A 16,738-nucleotide genomic window follows, 5' to 3' on the forward strand; every position below is an offset into this window, starting at 1 on the left:
AATGATGAATTTATTGATTAACGTGCAAACCACATTCTTTGCTATCGCTTTGGAGCCACCACCAGCGGCCAGCACGGATATCCTCACCCTTCTTCACCTGACGGGTACAAGGCTCGCAGCCAATGCTGGGGTAGCCCTTAAGGTGTAGCGGATGAATCGGCACATTCTCTTGTTTGATGTAAGCCCAGATATCGGCTTCACTCCAATCAAACAAAGGATTGAATTTAGCGATGCCTCTGGCATCATCTAATTCCTCAAAATTGAGTTCAGTACGTGTGGTGGATTGCTCGCGACGTTGACCGGTAATCCAGGCATCAGCACCAAGTAATGCTGCATTCAGTGGTTTGATCTTACGAGCGCCACAGCATGCTTTCTTGGGTTCTTCACCATCGTAAAAGCCATTCATGCCATATTGATCAACAAAGGCTTGAACATCACTTTCTTGTGGATAGACTTTTTCGATGGCTACGCCGTAATGATCTTCCGTAGTTTTAACCATATCCACTGTTTCCTGATGGAGACGGCCGGTAGCTAAGGTAAATAACTTAATCTTGGCATTTGCCTTACTAATAGCATCAGTCACAACCATATCTTCTGCAGCCAAGCTAGTGGCGAAGCGCACGTCAGTAAAACGTTTTGAGATATCCAATAGCCGCTCATGAAGAATGGCTGTCTTATCAGCTAATTGGGCTGGGGTAAGGGTGCTAGGTGGTATCGACCAAAATTCTGGGGCAATCATGAACAGACTAATTTAACGCCAACTAAAAATAAGGTTGCAGCAAGGGTGGTTCTTGTAGCCCGCTCAGACAAAGTGCTCGAGAGTTTGGCGCCCAACCAAATGGCAGGTACAGAACCTAGCAAAAGCCCAAACAGCAAATCAAAATGCACATTACCAAGCCACCAATGACCAATTCCAGCTAGTGCCGTTAAAGGTACTGCGTAAGCAATGTCAGTCCCAGCAACTTGTGCAGGCTTCAGGTATGGGTAAAGAACCAAAATGAGTGTGGCACCAATTGCACCAGCCCCAATAGAAGAGATGGTTACCAATACACCAATTACAGCACCAACAGAAACTGTAGCAATCTTTAAGTTGGTTCCGCTGGGTAAAAAGTTAGGGTTGTCTTGAACCCATTTCAATATCTTTGCTCTGAATAAAAGGGAGGCGGCTGTTAGTAATACAGAGACGCCAATTGAAATGCTAATGAGGTGATTGAAATTCTTTGAGACGGGCCCTACATATTTGAGGGCAAGAATAGACAGGATGGCGGTGGTGAGGCTACCAGCACAAAGTAAACGAACGATGTCCCAGCGAACATTTCCATGCAGTCTATGGGCAACTGTTCCGAAGCCCTTGGTAATGGCAGCAAAAGCTAAGTCTGTTCCAACTGCGGTTGTTGGTGCTACACCGAAGATGATGGTGAGCAAGGGGGTCATTAATGACCCACCGCCAACACCAGTCATGCCAACCAGCAGGCCAACTAGTGCACCGGAAATAATAAATTGCGAGGAGTCAATAAAAAATTGGATCATGTAGATCGTTTCCCTTGCTTAAGCAAATGATTGCTCGAATTCTTCGAGCTTGATTGCATTCATGAGAAACAGAATTTGACGTTGAAAGCTTTTACGCTCCTCAACTTGATCGTGAGGCAAGCGGTCATGCTGACGCAGTAAGTTAGTAATAACTGGGTTGAAGTGTTCTCTAACTGGTGACATTGCAATTCCTTGGTAAATATCTCGTTAAATAGAATTTACCAAGGGGTCTATATATCCACAAGAAATATATAGCGATATCTAAATTACTTTTAGATATATAGAGCTGGTTTGATCACTTCTCTACGAATGCACGTTCGAAAACATAGTCACCCATTTGGCCAAGGCTTGGGGAGACTTTGAAGCCCTTAGCATCGAGCATCTCCGAAGTTTCTTTGAGCATGGAGGGGCTACCGCAAATCATGGCGCGGTCTACTGCTGGATCGAGTGGCGGCAAGCCAATATCTTTAAAGAGTTGGCCTGATTCAATCGCGGTAGTGAGACGACCAGTGTGTTTGAAGGCTTCGCGAGTTACGGTTGGGTAATAAATCAACTTTTCACGAATCAGTTCACCAAGGTATTCGTCTTGCGTGAGTTCATCTCTGATGTAGTCGGCATAAGCTAGTTCGCTTACTAAACGTACACCATGAATCAAAACTACTTTCTCAAACTTTTCGTACGTCTCTGGATCGCGAATGATGCTCATGAATGGCGCTAAGCCAGTGCCGGTACTGAACAAGTAGAGATGTTTGCCTGGATTTAAATCGTCAAGCACTAATGTGCCAACAGACTTTTCGCTCACCAAGATAGGATCGCCAACTTGAATTTTCTGAAGACGTGATGTCAGTGGACCATCTTGAACTTTAATACTCAAGAACTCCAAATGCTCTTCGTAATTAGGGCTAGCAACGCTATAAGCGCGAACCAAAGGTTTGCCTTCTACCTCGAGACCAATCATCAAGAAGTGGCCGCTACGAAAGCGTAGGCCTTTATTGCGAGTAGTAGTGAAGCTAAAAAGAGTGTCGTTCCAATGGTGAACGGTGAGAACAGTTTCGGTGTTGTATGCGGCCATAAATGCGTATTGTAAGAAGATAGCAAAACAGTAATTATCCCATTCTTGAGGCTTTAATTCAGGGCTAATCCTAGGAAAAATAGGACTCAGTAGTGATATAGGTCGCACTTTTAGTAATAAAGCACGGGTTTATCTAGGGTTACCAGTCCTTTGGCTATCATCTCTATATGAAAAGAATCCAGTACTTGTTTCTCTCCTGTCTTAGCTTGAGCCTAGTCATTTTTGCGGTGATCCTGCAGCAGACGGGCTATCAGGGAGTGAGTTTCTTGCCATGCCCCTTATGCATTTTGCAACGGGTCGGCTATCTCGGAATCGCTATTTCTTGCCTTTTAGCTGCTGGCATTGCTCCTCTGAAAAAGCTATTTCATGGCTTGGCTATTGTGGCGGCAGGATATGGGGTTGCAGTTGCGGGGCATCATGTCTGGCTGCTATCTCACCCAGGTGAGTCCTGCGGAATCGATCCCTTGGAGCTGTGGATCAATCAATTTCAACTTGCAAGTGCAATACCCTGGCTTTTTAAAGCAGACGGTTTGTGTTCGGCAAAGCTCCCGGCAATTCTGGGCTTGCAAGTGCCTGAATGGTCTCTACTTTGGTTTGGGGTGCTCTTGCTGGTCTTATTGCTCAGCTTCTTCAGAAAACCGAGATAGCAAAATCACCGGCCTCGATTAGGGCTAATCTACTTTTGCACCAGAATCTTTTACCAATTTTGCCCACTTCGGTGTCGAGCTAGCAAGATAGTCGCTAAGTACTTTGGGTGAACTAGCTACCACTTCAAAACCATCGGCAATTAATTTCTTTTTGATCTCGGGATCATTTAGGCTCGCAACAATTTCTTTATTCAGCAAGCGAATGATGTCATTTGGCGTACCAGCGGGCGCTAAAAATCCTTGCCATGAATTTAATTCATAACCAGCAAGCCCAGCCTCTGCAATGGTGGGTATGTTTGGTGCGCCAGTAGAGCGCTTCATAGAACTGACGCCTAAGGCGGTAAGCCTACCTGACTCAATATGCGGCAGGGCTGCAGCTAGCGTAACCATTAAGGCATCAACGTGCCCCGCAAGCAAATCAGCTACTGCGGGAGCTCCACCCTTGTAGGGAATGTTATTGAACTTGATTTCTGCTTTTGTCTCAAGAAGTGCGGCTGCGAGATGTCCTGGGCTGCCATTGCCTGCATTGGCCATGCTCAGTCCATTTGGATCTCTTCTGGCAACCTCGATAAACGTTTTGAGATTTTTCACTGGCAGTTTTGGACCCACAACCAATACTTGCGGTGCAGTAATCGCCAATGAGATTGGAGCAAATTGATCTAACTTATAAGGCAGGGTAGGGTAGAGCGCGGGATTGATGGCAAGGCTATCCCAGCCCACCAGCAATGTGTACCCGTCAGGCGCTGCTTTGGCAATATATCCAAAAGCAATATTGCTACCACCACCAGGCATATTTTCAACAATCACCGTTTGATTGAGTCCTGCTGTTAATTCTTTTGCAACTGTCCGTGAAAGAATATCCAAGCTGCCACCGGGAGCAGCCGGAACAATCAATCTGATGGGTTTATTGGGCCACTGCGTGCTTGCTCTCGCAATCAGCGGGCTCGCTGAAATTGCAGCTAAAGATAGGAGGGACTTGAGAAGTCTGCGGCGAGAAGTAAGCATTCAGCGTAGGGTTGTTAGAAGTTTTAACCTAATTGATTCTAATTCTGAAGAGTGTCTATATAGGCGATATCAATAGTGTTTTTAGTAATTAGCTTATGCATTCAGCTTGTTTTACAAAAATGGGCTCATGCCATAAGATATCAAGCGATATGAAGCCCATTTCGGCTTATTTCCCTTTTTGTAGGAATGACTATGACTTACTTTACAGATAACTCACAAACAATTGGCAAGACCCCATTAGTGCGTCTAAATCGCGTTACTGATGGTGCTAAAGCCACTGTGCTTGCCAAGATTGAAGGGCGTAATCCAGCCTACTCAGTCAAATGCCGCATTGGCGTGGCCATGATTAACGATGCCGAAGAAAAAGGGCTCTTGGGCCCCGGCAAAGAACTTGTCGAACCAACTTCTGGCAATACTGGGATTGCTTTGGCCTTCGTAGCAGCAGCGCGGGGTATTCCACTCACGCTGACGATGCCAGAAACCATGAGTATTGAGCGTCGTAAATTGCTGACAGCTTTAGGTGCCAAGATTGTGTTGACCGAAGGTCCTAAAGGCATGAATGGTGCAGTTGCTAAAGCGAAAGAAATTGCTGAGTCTGACTCTAAGTATGTATTGCTCCAGCAATTTAGCAACCCATCTAATCCTGCGATTCATGAAAAAACTACTGGCCCAGAAATCTGGGAGGACACTGACGGCAAGATTGATGTGTTTGTTGCTGGCGTTGGAACGGGCGGCACAATTTCGGGTGTTGGACGTTACATCAAAAACACAAAGAAAAAGAATATTGAAGTGGTTGCAGTAGAGCCAACAACTAGTCCAGTCATCACTCAAAAACTAAATGGTGAAGAAATCAAGCCAGCTCCACACAAGATTCAAGGCATTGGCGCTGGATTTGTTCCAGAGAACCTTGATTTATCTGTGGTTGATAAGGTTGAGCAAGTAAGTAATGAAGAGGCGATTGAGTTTGCCCGTCGCATTGCTAAGGAGGAAGGTATTTTGGTTGGTATCTCTTGTGGTGCAGCTGCTGCAGTTGCTGTCCGTCTGGCTAAGAAGCCTGAGTACGCAGGTAAAACAATCGTGGTTGTGTTGCCTGATACTGCGGAACGTTACTTGAGTTCAGCTTTGTTTGAAGGTGTGTTTGATGAAAAAGGTTTGCCTGCTTAAGGCGATCTCTTCATCGATGGGTTGGCATCAAAAAAGGCACCCTAGGGTGCCTTTTGTTTTTACTCTTCTTCGCGACGTAAGTGCGGGAAGAGAATCACATCACGGATGTTTGGCGCATCTGTGAGCAGCATCACTAAACGGTCGATACCAATACCGCAGCCGCCTGTTGGGGGCATACCATATTCGAGGGCGCGGATGAAGTCATGGTCAAAGTACATTGCTTCTTCATCACCTGCTTCTTTTTGTTCTACTTGCTTGCGGAAGCGATTGGCTTGATCCTCAGCATCGTTCAACTCAGAGAAGCCGTTGGCAATCTCGCGACCGGTAATGAATAACTCAAAGCGTTCAGTAATGCCTGGTCGAGTATCAGACTCTCTAGCAAGCGGGCTTACTTCAATTGGGTAATCAATGATGTAAGTTGGCTCCCATAGATGTTCCTCGGCGACTAACTCAAACAAAGCCAATTGCAGTGCTCCAATGCCAGCATTCTTGAGGGTTGGAGAATCGGGATTCTCACCACCTTTTTTCAACTCGGCACGAATAAAGGCGATATCTTCGAGCTGGGCTGCTTCATAGTTCTTGCCCGACTGGCTGCAATACTTGAGGATCGCTTCATTAATGGTCAGGCGTTGGAATGGTTTACTCAAATCCAATTCACGACCTTGATGAGTCAATACTGCTGTGCCTTGTGCATCCATTGCCGCTGCACGAATTAGGCCTTCAGTGAAATCCATCAACCAACGGTAGTCGGTATATGCCGCGTAGAACTCCATCATGGTGAATTCTGGGTTATGGCGGGGACTGACGCCTTCGTTGCGGAAGTTGCGGTTGATTTCAAATACACGCTCAAAGCCACCGACCACTAAACGCTTGAGATAAAGTTCAGGCGCAATACGCAAGAACATCTGCATATCTAAAGCATTGTGATGCGTAATAAAAGGTTTGGCAGCTGCACCGCCTGGAATGGGGTGGAGCATGGGAGTTTCTACTTCCATAAAATCGGCATCCAGCATATGGCGACGTAGCGATGCAATGGCATTGCTACGGGCTTTGAATGTGTTGCGACTCTCTGGGTTGACGATCAAGTCTACATAGCGTTGACGATATTTGGTCTCAAGATCAGAGAGGCCATGAAACTTATCTGGCAAAGGACGCAAGGATTTACTCAGTAAGCGCAAGTTACTACTCTCAACCGAGAGCTCGCCTTTATTGGTCTTGAAGAGATTGCCTTCAGCAGAAATAAAGTCACCCATATCCCAGTGCTTAAAGGCGCCATGGGTATCTGCACCAGTAATTTCATCATTAATATAAAACTGGATTTGGCCTGTGCGATCTTGGATGGTGGCAAAACTTGCTTTACCCATCACGCGCTTGAGAATCATGCGGCCAGCAACTTTCACATGAATCTTCTTCTCGGCCAACTCTTCTTTGGTCAAGCTGTCGTAGTGGGTATGTAAGTCGGCAGCTAAATGGGTTGGCACAAAGTCATTCGGAAATGCGACACCATTTTCACGTAACTTCGCAAGCTTTTCACGTCGCTCCGCAATGATGTGATTCTCATCGACTACTTCAGTAGCTGGGGCTTGGGTATTAGATGAATTCGTTTTATCGTTCATATTCGTGAGTAATTAAACGCCTTGTTTCAGGCTGGCTTCAATGAAGGCATCAAGATCACCATCCAATACTTTTTGAGTATTGGAGATCTCAACGTTAGTGCGTAAATCTTTGATGCGGCTTTGATCCAAAACATAGGAGCGGATCTGATGACCCCAGCCCACATCCGTTTTGCTAGCCTCCAACTTGTCTTGCTCTGCACGACGCTTTTGCATCTCATGTTCGTAAAGACGTGACTTGAGCATGCTCATAGCTTCAGCACGGTTACGGTGTTGGCTGCGATCGTTCTGACACTGCACCACAATCCCTGTTGGAATATGGGTTAGGCGCACCGCAGAGTCAGTTTTATTAATGTGCTGACCGCCTGCACCAGAAGCGCGGTAGGTATCAGTGCGAATGTCTGCGGGGTTGACTTCAATCTCAATCGAATCATCAATCTCCGGATAGACGTAGATAGAGGCAAATGAAGTATGGCGTCCATTAGATGAATCAAATGGAGACTTACGCACTAAGCGATGCACGCCCGTCTCAGAGCGAAGGTGGCCATAAGCGTATTCACCATCGACTTTAATGGTGGCACTCTTGATACCGGCAACGTCACCATCCGATTCTTCCAGAATCTCGGTTTTGTAACCTTTGCGTTCACAATATTTAAGGTATTGACGATAGAGCATGCTTGCCCAGTCGCAAGCCTCAGTGCCGCCAGCGCCTGCTTGAATATCAATAAAGCAATTGCAAGAATCCATCTCATTGTGGAACATGCGGCGGAACTCAAGATCATTAACAATCTTGCTATAGCCTTCAACGTCTAATTCAATTGCGGCGATTGTTTCAAAATCACTTTCTTCTTTAGCCATGTCGAAGAGTTCGATGGCGCCAGTGATATTGGTATTTAAATCCGTAAGGGTAGCAACCACGCCGTCGAGCAATTTTTTTTCTTTGCCGAGTGCTTGGGCTTTCTTTTGATCATCCCAAATTGTGGGATCTTCCAGGATCGAGTTAACTTCAGTAAGGCGACGTGACTTTACTTCGAAGTCAAAGATACCCCCGAAGAGCTTGCTCACGGGTGAGCAGGTCGGACAAGGTATTTGAAATAGTATTTAGTTGTTCAGCTTCCATACCCTAATTATAAGGGGGTTATTGCATCCGACTCTCTGCTGCGGACCTAGTTGCTGGAACTCTCATCATGCGCCTCAATCATCAGCTGAACTCGGGCTTGGCCCTGATAACGATCGGTTACTAGGCGGTAAGCAAGTTTGGCTTTGGCCGGCAAGGTTTGGGTACGGTTAAACCAGACAGCCGTTAATGGCTTAGCTGCTTGTTTGTCTTCTGCTGGGTCAGAACCTAGCGGACGCAACAGCAGGCGTAAATGCTTTTCTTTCATGAGGCTTTGCTGGGTGATTTCGAAATCTCCGTAGAAGACGGGCTGCGGAAAGCCTTGACCCCAGATCTCTTCGGCGAGAAGGTCACTAATCTCAGAGGTAAATTCAGAAGGCTGCAGGGTGCCATCATGTGGATGGCGACGCTCCAGGATTTCATCCGTTAATAGACTGTTTGCTACTTCCTGAAAGCAGGCATCAAACTTCTCAAAATCACTTTTGCGGATTGTCAGACCTGCCGCCATTGCATGACCACCAAATTTAAGAATCAAGCCCGGCTCGCGTTTTGAAACGATATCGAGCGCATCCCTTAAATGAAATCCAGTCAGCGATCGGCCAGAGCCACGTAACTCTTCTCCAGTGTTGCCATCGGGCGCAAATACAATCGCAGGGCGGTTAAAACGTTCTTTTAAGCGTGAAGCCACAATGCCAACCACCCCTTGGTGCCACTCAGGATTCCATAAGCAAATGCTTGTGCGTTGCGCCATCGTTCCCGCAAGTTGATCTTCTGAGAGATGAGCAAGCGCAGTTTCTTGCATGCCAGTTTCAATCACACGACGCTCACGATTAATGCGATCGAGTTCCTGGGCAAGCGTCATTGCTTCATCGACGTCGTCAGTCAGTAATAGGCGAATGCCTAAAGTCATATCCGCTAAACGCCCGGCAGCATTGAGTCTAGGGCCGATAGCAAATCCTAAGTCAAACGTGTTGGCCTTGCGGGGATCGCGAGTTGCTGCTTGAAATAGCGCTTGAATGCCAGGTTGAGAGATACCAGCCCGAATGCGTTTCAAACCATTAGAAACTAAGACGCGATTATTGCGATCAAGTTGCGCAACGTCAGCAACGGTACCTAGTGCAACGAGATCTAAGAGGTTCTCCACTTTAGGTTGGGTCTCGTTAGTAAATTTACCCCGCTTACGTAGTTCTGCACGTAGTGCTACTAATACATAAAACATGACGCCTACACCAGCGAGAGCTTTGCTAGGAAACGTGCATCCAGGTTGATTGGGATTCACAATCGCAGTCGCATTTGGCAATCGATCACCAGGCAAGTGATGGTCGGTCACAATGACCTCCATGCCAAGTTCGCGAGCGCGATCTACACCAGCTTCACTGGCAATACCGTTATCTACTGTAATGAGATATTTAGGTTTCGGTGTTTGTTGTGCTGCGAGCTCAACGACTTCAGGCGTTAAGCCGTAGCCCATCGTAAAGCGATTGGGAACCAGAAAATGAATAGGGGTATCGGGCCCACCCAACATCCGCAGGCCTCGTAGGCCTACCGCACAAGCTGTAGCCCCGTCGCAGTCGTAGTCTGCCACGATGAGCATTGCTTCTTTCTTCTCCAGAATATTTGCAAGCAAGCTGGCAGTGCTGATGCAACTCTTCAGTTCAGTTGGAGAGATCAGGTTTTTTAATTCCAGCGAGAGCTCTTCGGGAGATTCCAATCCACGAGCAGCATATAAACGCGCTAGCAAAGGATGTAAACCACTTTGCTGTAACCAAGTGGCAGTGCGTTCAGAAAAAGGGCGTTGAGAAAAAAGACTCATGACGAAATAATTTCATGCCAGGTAAGGGGCTCAGCTTTTTTCCAGAATGCCCAAGATTTTTTTAATAGGTCTTTTTGAGTGATGATGCGCTCTCGTACTTTGCCATTAGGAAAATCAATGATGAACAATTCATCTAGTTGTTTATCAGCGAGAGCCTTGTTCACTTGTGGCCATATCGACTCTGGCTGGTTCAGCCATGCAAACGCTCCGACCAGTGTATCGGCTTTGATAGTAGGGCTGCATGGGATGCTTAAATACTTCGCCAGCCCTGTCAACATGGGGTGTTCACCATAAATCTGTTGCGACTGTTTAATGGCTTCAGGCGCATGAACATCATTGAGTTTGCCGATGCCACTAATCCATAAAGAGTTAATACTTGGTAGGCCACGTTGCTCACGCTCTTCATTTGTGGGATCGATATGCCAAAGCATCTGTACTTCATTTTGCAATTTGCGCCAACGTTTTGCCAGTCCTCCTTCATGGGTGTCTCGTGGCATCCACCAATCAATATTACGACCATACGCTTGATCAATGCTGTATGTTGCTAGGCTTGCAAAAAGACCTGCTGGAATAAACCAGTAGTACTGGTTATGAAACAACACTGAATTTTGAAAATCCTCTTCAATAAAGGGAAGCGCTGCTTTAAGAAGTTGAGAGGATTCAGTTTCTGTCAGATCGACCTGATTCTGGTTCATCAAAATGAGATGGTCACGTGTAGCATGTAAATGGACAGGCTGTAAGCAAGCGATCTCTAAATGAGGATTTACCTCCTGCTCGGACTGTCCCACCAGCAGAATGGGTGCAATTGGCACTAGATCGCCGAGCAGAAAGCGTTCATGGGGCAGCCCTTTTAGTGGCTGATCCCCAATGTCTTGATCCTCTAAGACATCTTCCCCCGATAACATCAGGGTAAAGCGCCTTAGAGTGCTTTCGGCGTTTTGAGGGGAGGTAGCGTTTGCAGTCATTTCCCTGATTTTAGGTGGCATTTACGTATTCCATCAGTTTGCCCGTGCAATTGTCTAAACTGTGGCTATGTTGAGACTTCCTATTGAGCTAGAAATTGGCTTGCGCTATACCCGCTCCAAGCGTCGCAAGACGGTTGGCAAGCGCGATGGCTTCCTTTCCTTTATTTCCGGAATTTCCACTGCAGGCATTGCTTTAGGGGTTGCCTCGCTTATTGTGGTCCTATCAGTGATGAATGGTTTCCAGAAAGACGTACGGGATCGTATGCTCTCCGTTCTATCCCATGTAGAAATCACCTCACCAGATGGTTTGGCAGACTGGGAACCGCTTGCTCTAAAAGTGGCAGCGCAGCCACACGTCATTGGTGTTGCGCCAATGGTCAGCTCCCAAGGCTTGCTTACTCGCGACAATGTCATGCGTGGCGTTGCGATTCGAGGAGTTGCTCCGGGCGAGGAGGGTAAAGTTTCTGATCTACCTAAACAATTTGTTGCCGGTAGTATTGATGATCTCAAGCCTGGAAGCTTTGGCGTTGCCTTAGGTGCTCAACTGGCGTCTTTGGTTGGTGCTCATGTTGGCGATCGCATTAATCTCATTGTTCCTGAAAGTGATTTAACGCCTGCAGGTGCTATGCCGCGTATGCGCACTCTCCAAGTGGTTGGCATTATTGATAGCGGTCACTATGAATACGATAGCTCTTTAGCTGTGATGCATTGGAAAGATGCTGCAGCCTTGCTGCGCCTTCATGATCCATCAGGCTTACGTGTCAAGGTAGATGATATGCAGCGTGCACCAGAAGTTGCTAATGAGCTTGCTGCTGTAGTACCCCAGGCTTTATGGATTACAGATTGGTCACGCTCAAATCGCAACTGGTTTGCAGCTGTTCAAACTGAAAAGAAAATGATGTTCATCATATTGACTTTGATTATTGCAGTAGCCGCATTTAACTTAGTTTCTACTTTGGTAATGACGGTCAATGAGAAACAGGCAGATATTGCGATTTTGAGAACGATGGGTGCGAGCCCGGGTTTAATTCAACGCATTTTCTTAGTACAGGGTTTGGCAATTGGTTTGCTGGGATCTTTAGCAGGCGTTGGATTGGGTTTGCTCATCGCACTCAACATTGATGTGATTGTTCCTGCGATTGAAGCTATCTTCCGCGTGCGTTTCTTGCCACGCGAGGTCTACTTTATTAGCGAGTTGCCATCTGATGTTCGTTTGGGTGATGTGGTCACGGTGGGTTTAATGGCCTTTGGCTTATCGGTGCTGGCAACTTTGTACCCTAGTCGTCGTGCTGCAAAGGTTCAGCCTGCGGAGGCTCTGCGCTATGAGTGATCTGCCAAAACCAGTATTAGTAGCCAGAGGCCTCGCCAAGACTTACGGTCAAGGGCCTACTGCGGTAGAGGTCCTTAAATCGGTTGACTTGGATGTTGCAGCCTCTGAGAAGGTGGCTATTGTGGGTTCATCTGGGTCTGGCAAGAGCACATTGCTACATTTATTGGGCGGCTTGGATACTCCAAGTTCTGGCTCGGTCTTATTGGATGGTGCCAATATCAATCAGCTATCGGTTGCTAAGTTAGATCGCTTGCGCAATCAGAGTTTAGGTTTTATTTATCAATTCCATCATTTATTGGATGAGTTCAGCGCAGTGGAGAACGTGGCATTGCTCTTGCGCATACGTGGCCTCAGTAACGAGGAGTCAATGGAGCGCGCCAGCAAGATGCTCAAAGCCGTAGGCTTGGCAAAGCGTGAATTACATACACCTGCTGAGCTATCTGGTGGCGAGCGTCAGCGTGTTGCGGTAGCTAGGGCATTGGTTGGCAATCCAACTTGTGTGTTGGCTGATGAGCCTACTGGAAACTTAGATACCGAAACTGCTGATGGTGTGTTTGATTTGATGTTAGATATTGCTCGCGAACAAGGCACTGCCTTTGTGATCGTGACGCATGATCCAGTACGCGCTAAACGTTGTGATCGTATTTTGCATTTAGAGCGCGGAGTATTAAAGACTTTCGCGCAATGACCCAGCATCCCATGTGGATCGATACTCACTGCCATCTGGATGCACCAGAGTTTTCAAACTCCTTGCTATCAATTATTTCAGCTGCAAGTGAAAAGGGCGTAAAAGCTATTTTGTTGCCTGCAGTTAAAGCCGCTGATTGTCAAAATATAAGAGCACTAGCCTCTCAATATAGCAATGACATTCCGGGTTTGGTTTATACGCTGGGCATTCATCCTTTGTATACCAATCAAGCCCATGAAGACGACTTAGCCATTTTGGAAGAGCAAATCACCCAATCACTATCTGATCCTCGATTTGTGGGTGTTGGTGAGATCGGTTTAGATTATTTCGTCGAAGGTTTAGATCCTCATAAGCAAGAATATTTATTTCATGCGCAATTAGATTTGGCTCAGAAGTATCAATTACCCGTGATATTGCATGTCCGTCGCTCTCAGGATGCTATTTTGAAAGCTCTCAGAGCTCGAACAATTCCTGGTGGGATAGCACATGCATTTAATGGAAGTTTTCAGCAGGCCGAGCAATTTATTGGACTGGGATTTAAGTTGGGGTTTGGTGGTGCAGCAACGTATGAGCGAGCACTACAGATTCGCAGGCTTTTAACTGAGCTACCGCTTGATAGCCTTGTTACCGAAACAGATTCGCCCGATATTCCACCAGCTTGGTTGAGAGATGAGGGCATTGCATTTAATGAGCCTGCTTTTCTACCTCGTATTGCTAAACAGTTGGCTGGTATTCGTGGCGTTAGCGATCTTGAATTTGCATCTGCTGTATGGCGCAATGCCATGCAAGTATTACCACGTTGGTCGGCGCTCTGTGCCAACAATTCAAATCTAACCTTAGCCTCTTAAATCCTTGCGCTTAGCGATAACGGCATTTATTGCCGGGGGATCATTCCTTTTCTTTTTGCCACAAGTTCCATCTGGCTGGCTGCTGACATGTTTTGCGGTCAGTGCACTCTGTTCATTTTTCTTATATCTACAGCCTCGCTCTCAATGGTATCGGCAGATTTTGATAGGCATCTTGCTATTTAGTATTGGCTTTGCATGGAATGCGCGCTATGCGGAAAATCGTCTAGCAAACATTCTGGATATTGAGTTAGAGGGAAGGGAATTAGGCGTAGAAGGTAGAGTCATCGCCTTGCCACAGAGTAGCTCTACAGGCGCCAAATTTGCATTTGAAATCGATCATCTTCTATCTGGTAGGGATGAAATTGCACCATTTCCAAAGCGAATCTATTTAAGCTGGCAGCCTGCGTGGAGGAGCAATCAGACCATTCCTGAAATCATTCCTGGCCAACGATGGAAATTGAAAGTCAAACTCAAAAGACCTTATGGTTCATTAAATCCATACACCTTTGACTTTGAGCGTTGGTCTTTTCATCAAGATTTTGGTGCCAGTGGCTCAGTAAGGTCTGGTGAGCTTTTGCTACCTCAAGAGATTGGCTATGCTGAATTTGCCTTGCGAATGGAGTTGGCACGCTGGAAGTTGCGTCAAAAGATTCAATCACTTTTACCTAAGGATGCGCGCTATGCGGGCGTGATCATTGCTTTAGTGATGGGCGATCAAAATGCGATTGATCAAGAAGATTGGCAAGTATTTAATGCAACGGGCATAGGGCACCTCATTTCTATATCAGGTTTGCATGTCACTATGTTGGCCGGTATTGGCGCCTCTCTTGCGGCAATGCTCTGGCGCCGCCGTACTTGGCCTCTTCTCATTCCGATTAGCAAGGTTGCCGCAGCTTCTGGATTTGTAACGGCATTTATCTACGCATGGTTGGCTGGATTTCAGATACCGGCGCAACGAACGATGTATATGGTTGGTGTTGTAGCTTTCGCACTTTGGACCGGTAGGAACCCACGATCTTTTGATATTTGGTGGTGGGCACTGGCTTTTGTTTTAGTGGTTGATCCAATGGCGCCTTACACCCCCGGTTTTTGGCTGTCATTTGGAGCAGTTGCAGCCATTCTCTTTGCGATGGGTAACTCTTCGGGATTGCTTGGGATACCCACCGGTAAAGAGCTAGAAGTGCATTGGTTGAGTCGTGCGTGGCAAGCCTTGCGTGAGGCATGCCGTGTTCAAGCAGTTGTCACGATTGCGCTATTACCATTCACTTTATATTGGTTTTATCAAGTCTCAGTAGTCTCACCGTTTGCCAATGCCTTTGCGATTCCTTTGGTGAGTTATGTGGTGACTCCTCTAGCTATTGCCGGGGCATTATTGCCAGACTTTATGGGGCGATGGCTCTTATTGCCCGCACACCTATCCATGGAATATTTGGGAATCATGTTGGAGTGGATGGCTGGTTGGAGTTGGGCGGTCGCTTGGTCTAGGCAGCCAGAATGGTGGCTCTTACTTTTATCAGGAGCCGGAATTATTTATGCCATTCGTCCTGGGGAGTTACTTAAGGATTATCAATTGAGAGCGCTGGCTTTGCTTCCCTCATTATTCTTATTTACTCCACTAAGTACTTTAGGAATTACCTCCTTAAAGCCAGGGGAGTTTAGGGCTACGGTGTTGGATATTGGGCAGGGTACGGCTGTATTGATTGAGACGCGTAGCAAAGCGCTCTTATATGACACGGGTCCCATTCAAGGGAAAAGAGATGATGCTGGGCAAAGAGTGATTCTGCCTTATTTACGAGGTAGAGGAATTGCGCACATTGATCGTATGGTGATTAGTCATAGTGATAGTGATCATGTTGGAGGGGCGGCGTCTTTACTGAAACAAGTTTCATTTGGTTCGATGATGGGTTCTTTGCCCAATAACAATGCATTGTTATTGAATTTGCAGTCTAGAAAAATCCCCAGTCTTCCCTGTCGCTATGGCCAGCATTGGAATTGGGATGGTGTCGATTTTTTGATTTGGCATCCACATGAAGAAACCCTTTTTCAGGATCAATACTCTATGAAGCCCAACGAAATGAGTTGCGTACTTGAGGTGCGCAACCAAAATCATTCTTTGTGGCTAACGGGGGATGTCGAAAGGCAAGGTGAATCTCACGTTATTGATCGTTTGGATGGGCCCGCTCTCAATTCAATTGGTGATCGCGAGTTGGTGTTTATGGCCCCACACCATGGCAGCAAAACTTCTTCCTCACTGGAGTTACTTAAGAAGTTAAATCCAGAAATTGCTTTTGCGCAGAATGGCTATCGTAATCGTTATGGTCACCCACATCCAACAGTTACTGCACGATATGCAAACATGGACACCCCGTTTTATCAAACACCGAGAACGGGAGCGCAACTCTGGTTCTTCGGCTCAGGCTCTAAGCACTCCGTCAAATTCTGGAGACAAGAGCTTGATCGCTTATGGCACCGCAAAGATGCCCAGGATTACTGAGAAAGTTTTCTTGCTTCTTGAAGTTGAGAAATGAAAAATTGCTCAAATGCAATTGCAAGAAATGTCATCATGATGCCAGCACCAAGTACGAGCGAGAAAATCACAGTAAGGATGACAAGCCAGCCCGATTGACTGCGATCCTGTTCTGCAATGCCAGGGTTAAATTGAGCATCCCATTTTTCATCAGGGCGTAAACCAAAGGTAATAGTGGTGAGCCAGCTGGCTTCTAAGGCAATAAACCCAAAAGTGAGAAGTACCCAGCCTGGCGCTGAAATAAAGCGCGCATCTTTCAGAAGGCCCCAACCAATAACGCCGCCTATCAATGCAAGCAATTGTGTCCAAGCCCAAAAGGATTTGATTCCCTGTAGATAAAAACAATTGAGACCGCTACCAGGAAAAAATAATCCGAGTGCGCAAAATAGGAGTTTGGATTTTTTCATGGCCTTGTTGAA

The 16,738-nt window shown here is 46.5% G+C and carries 16 protein-coding genes; 6 read left to right on the forward strand and 10 right to left on the reverse strand.

The genetic code is table 11. The features are described from left to right. Positions 1-10 precede the first annotated feature (10 nt). The 4 genes from A9236_RS07655 to A9236_RS07665 form a co-directional block, all read right to left on the reverse strand. Positions 11-739, reverse strand: a complete 729-nt coding sequence (locus A9236_RS07655; protein ID WP_071464802.1) for a phosphoadenylyl-sulfate reductase — start codon at positions 737-739, stop codon at positions 11-13. After that, complete coding sequence (locus A9236_RS07660; RefSeq protein ID WP_071464803.1) at positions 736-1,530, reverse strand: sulfite exporter TauE/SafE family protein; 795 nt, start codon at positions 1,528-1,530, stop codon at positions 736-738. The genes A9236_RS07655 and A9236_RS07660 overlap by 4 nt, the downstream gene beginning before the upstream one ends. Before the next feature lie 18 nt (positions 1,531-1,548). After that, positions 1,549-1,713, reverse strand: a complete 165-nt coding sequence (locus tag A9236_RS11085; protein ID WP_161485614.1) for a hypothetical protein — start codon at positions 1,711-1,713, stop codon at positions 1,549-1,551. 112 nt (positions 1,714-1,825) lie between these two features. Next, positions 1,826-2,602: a ferredoxin--NADP reductase gene (locus tag A9236_RS07665; protein WP_068949677.1), complete on the reverse strand. Its 777-nt coding sequence runs from the start codon at positions 2,600-2,602 to the stop codon at positions 1,826-1,828. 167 nt (positions 2,603-2,769) lie between these two features. Here A9236_RS07665 and A9236_RS07670 point away from each other — a divergent pair, with 167 nt between their 5' ends. Further along, positions 2,770-3,249 (forward strand): disulfide bond formation protein B, encoded by a 480-nt coding sequence (locus A9236_RS07670; protein ID WP_071464804.1) that lies wholly within the window; start codon positions 2,770-2,772, stop codon positions 3,247-3,249. Between the two features lie 24 nt (positions 3,250-3,273). Here A9236_RS07670 and A9236_RS07675 read toward each other — a convergent pair whose 3' ends face one another. Next, positions 3,274-4,254 (reverse strand): tripartite tricarboxylate transporter substrate binding protein, encoded by a 981-nt coding sequence (locus tag A9236_RS07675; protein WP_071464805.1) that lies wholly within the window; start codon positions 4,252-4,254, stop codon positions 3,274-3,276. A 186-nt stretch (positions 4,255-4,440) separates the two neighbouring features. Here A9236_RS07675 and cysK point away from each other — a divergent pair, with 186 nt between their 5' ends. Next, positions 4,441-5,418 (forward strand): cysteine synthase A, encoded by a 978-nt coding sequence (gene cysK / locus A9236_RS07680; RefSeq protein ID WP_071464806.1) that lies wholly within the window; start codon positions 4,441-4,443, stop codon positions 5,416-5,418. A gap of 59 nt (positions 5,419-5,477) precedes the next feature. Here the strand turns inward: cysK and lysS are convergent, their stop codons facing one another. The 4 genes from lysS to A9236_RS07700 form a co-directional block, all read right to left on the reverse strand. After that, positions 5,478-7,034 carry a lysine--tRNA ligase gene (lysS, locus tag A9236_RS07685; protein WP_071467831.1) on the reverse strand — a complete coding sequence of 519 codons (1,557 nt, stop codon included), beginning with the start codon at positions 7,032-7,034 and terminating at the stop codon, positions 5,478-5,480. Positions 7,035-7,046: 12 nt separating this feature from the next. Beyond that, positions 7,047-8,151 (reverse strand): peptide chain release factor 2 gene (gene prfB / locus A9236_RS07690; protein ID WP_143070596.1). Its coding sequence is split into 2 segments (ribosomal slippage): positions 7,047-8,069 and positions 8,071-8,151, totalling 1,104 coding nucleotides; the frame shifts between segments, so codons are not numbered across the junction. A 46-nt stretch (positions 8,152-8,197) separates the two neighbouring features. Beyond that, on the reverse strand, positions 8,198-9,961 hold the full coding sequence (gene recJ, locus A9236_RS07695) for a single-stranded-DNA-specific exonuclease RecJ (RefSeq protein ID WP_071464808.1): 1,764 nt from the start codon (positions 9,959-9,961) through the stop codon (positions 8,198-8,200). Next, positions 9,958-10,947 (reverse strand): hypothetical protein, encoded by a 990-nt coding sequence (locus A9236_RS07700; protein ID WP_071464809.1) that lies wholly within the window; start codon positions 10,945-10,947, stop codon positions 9,958-9,960. The genes recJ and A9236_RS07700 overlap by 4 nt, the downstream gene beginning before the upstream one ends. Positions 10,948-10,996: 49 nt before the next feature. On the opposite strand from A9236_RS07700, the gene A9236_RS07705 reads away from it, so the two are divergent. From A9236_RS07705 to A9236_RS07720, 4 genes are read left to right on the forward strand one after another with little or no spacing between them, the layout of a single operon-like run. After that, entirely contained in the window at positions 10,997-12,256 is a 1,260-nt protein-coding gene (locus A9236_RS07705) for a lipoprotein-releasing ABC transporter permease subunit (protein WP_236638830.1), read from the forward strand. After that, positions 12,249-12,944, forward strand: coding sequence for an ABC transporter ATP-binding protein (locus A9236_RS07710; RefSeq protein WP_071464811.1), 696 nt, complete (start codon positions 12,249-12,251; stop codon positions 12,942-12,944). The genes A9236_RS07705 and A9236_RS07710 overlap by 8 nt, the downstream gene beginning before the upstream one ends. Before the next feature lie 11 nt (positions 12,945-12,955). Further along, positions 12,956-13,792, forward strand: coding sequence for a TatD family hydrolase (locus A9236_RS07715; protein WP_071465126.1), 837 nt, complete (start codon positions 12,956-12,958; stop codon positions 13,790-13,792). Positions 13,793-13,847: 55 nt separating this feature from the next. Next, positions 13,848-16,286, forward strand: a complete 2,439-nt coding sequence (locus A9236_RS07720) for a DNA internalization-related competence protein ComEC/Rec2 (protein WP_236638781.1) — start codon at positions 13,848-13,850, stop codon at positions 16,284-16,286. On the opposite strand, the gene A9236_RS07725 is transcribed toward A9236_RS07720, so the two are convergent. Beyond that, a complete protein-coding gene (locus A9236_RS07725) occupies positions 16,280-16,726 on the reverse strand; it encodes a hypothetical protein (protein ID WP_071464812.1) in 447 nt (148 codons plus the stop codon). The two genes, A9236_RS07720 and A9236_RS07725, sit on opposite strands and share 7 nt — an antisense overlap. Between the last annotated feature and the right edge of the window lie 12 nt (positions 16,727-16,738).

The sequence above is a fragment of the Polynucleobacter sp. QLW-P1DATA-2 genome (genome assembly GCF_001870365.1).
GTDB lineage: Bacteria > Pseudomonadota > Gammaproteobacteria > Burkholderiales > Burkholderiaceae > Polynucleobacter.

Coding starts and splice junctions, on each gene's coding strand:
- A9236_RS07655 (WP_071464802.1), bottom strand. CDS start 739: ATGATTGCCCCAGAATTTTGGTCGATACCACCTAGCACCCTTACCCCA.
- A9236_RS07660 (WP_071464803.1), bottom strand. CDS start 1,530: ATGATCCAATTTTTTATTGACTCCTCGCAATTTATTATTTCCGGTGCA.
- A9236_RS11085 (WP_161485614.1), bottom strand. CDS start 1,713: ATGTCACCAGTTAGAGAACACTTCAACCCAGTTATTACTAACTTACTG.
- A9236_RS07665 (WP_068949677.1), bottom strand. CDS start 2,602: ATGGCCGCATACAACACCGAAACTGTTCTCACCGTTCACCATTGGAAC.
- A9236_RS07670 (WP_071464804.1), top strand. CDS start 2,770: ATGAAAAGAATCCAGTACTTGTTTCTCTCCTGTCTTAGCTTGAGCCTA.
- A9236_RS07675 (WP_071464805.1), bottom strand. CDS start 4,254: ATGCTTACTTCTCGCCGCAGACTTCTCAAGTCCCTCCTATCTTTAGCT.
- cysK (WP_071464806.1), top strand. CDS start 4,441: ATGACTATGACTTACTTTACAGATAACTCACAAACAATTGGCAAGACC.
- lysS (WP_071467831.1), bottom strand. CDS start 7,034: ATGAACGATAAAACGAATTCATCTAATACCCAAGCCCCAGCTACTGAA.
- recJ (WP_071464808.1), bottom strand. CDS start 9,961: ATGAGTCTTTTTTCTCAACGCCCTTTTTCTGAACGCACTGCCACTTGG.
- A9236_RS07700 (WP_071464809.1), bottom strand. CDS start 10,947: ATGCCACCTAAAATCAGGGAAATGACTGCAAACGCTACCTCCCCTCAA.
- A9236_RS07710 (WP_071464811.1), top strand. CDS start 12,249: ATGAGTGATCTGCCAAAACCAGTATTAGTAGCCAGAGGCCTCGCCAAG.
- A9236_RS07715 (WP_071465126.1), top strand. CDS start 12,956: ATGTGGATCGATACTCACTGCCATCTGGATGCACCAGAGTTTTCAAAC.
- A9236_RS07725 (WP_071464812.1), bottom strand. CDS start 16,726: ATGAAAAAATCCAAACTCCTATTTTGCGCACTCGGATTATTTTTTCCT.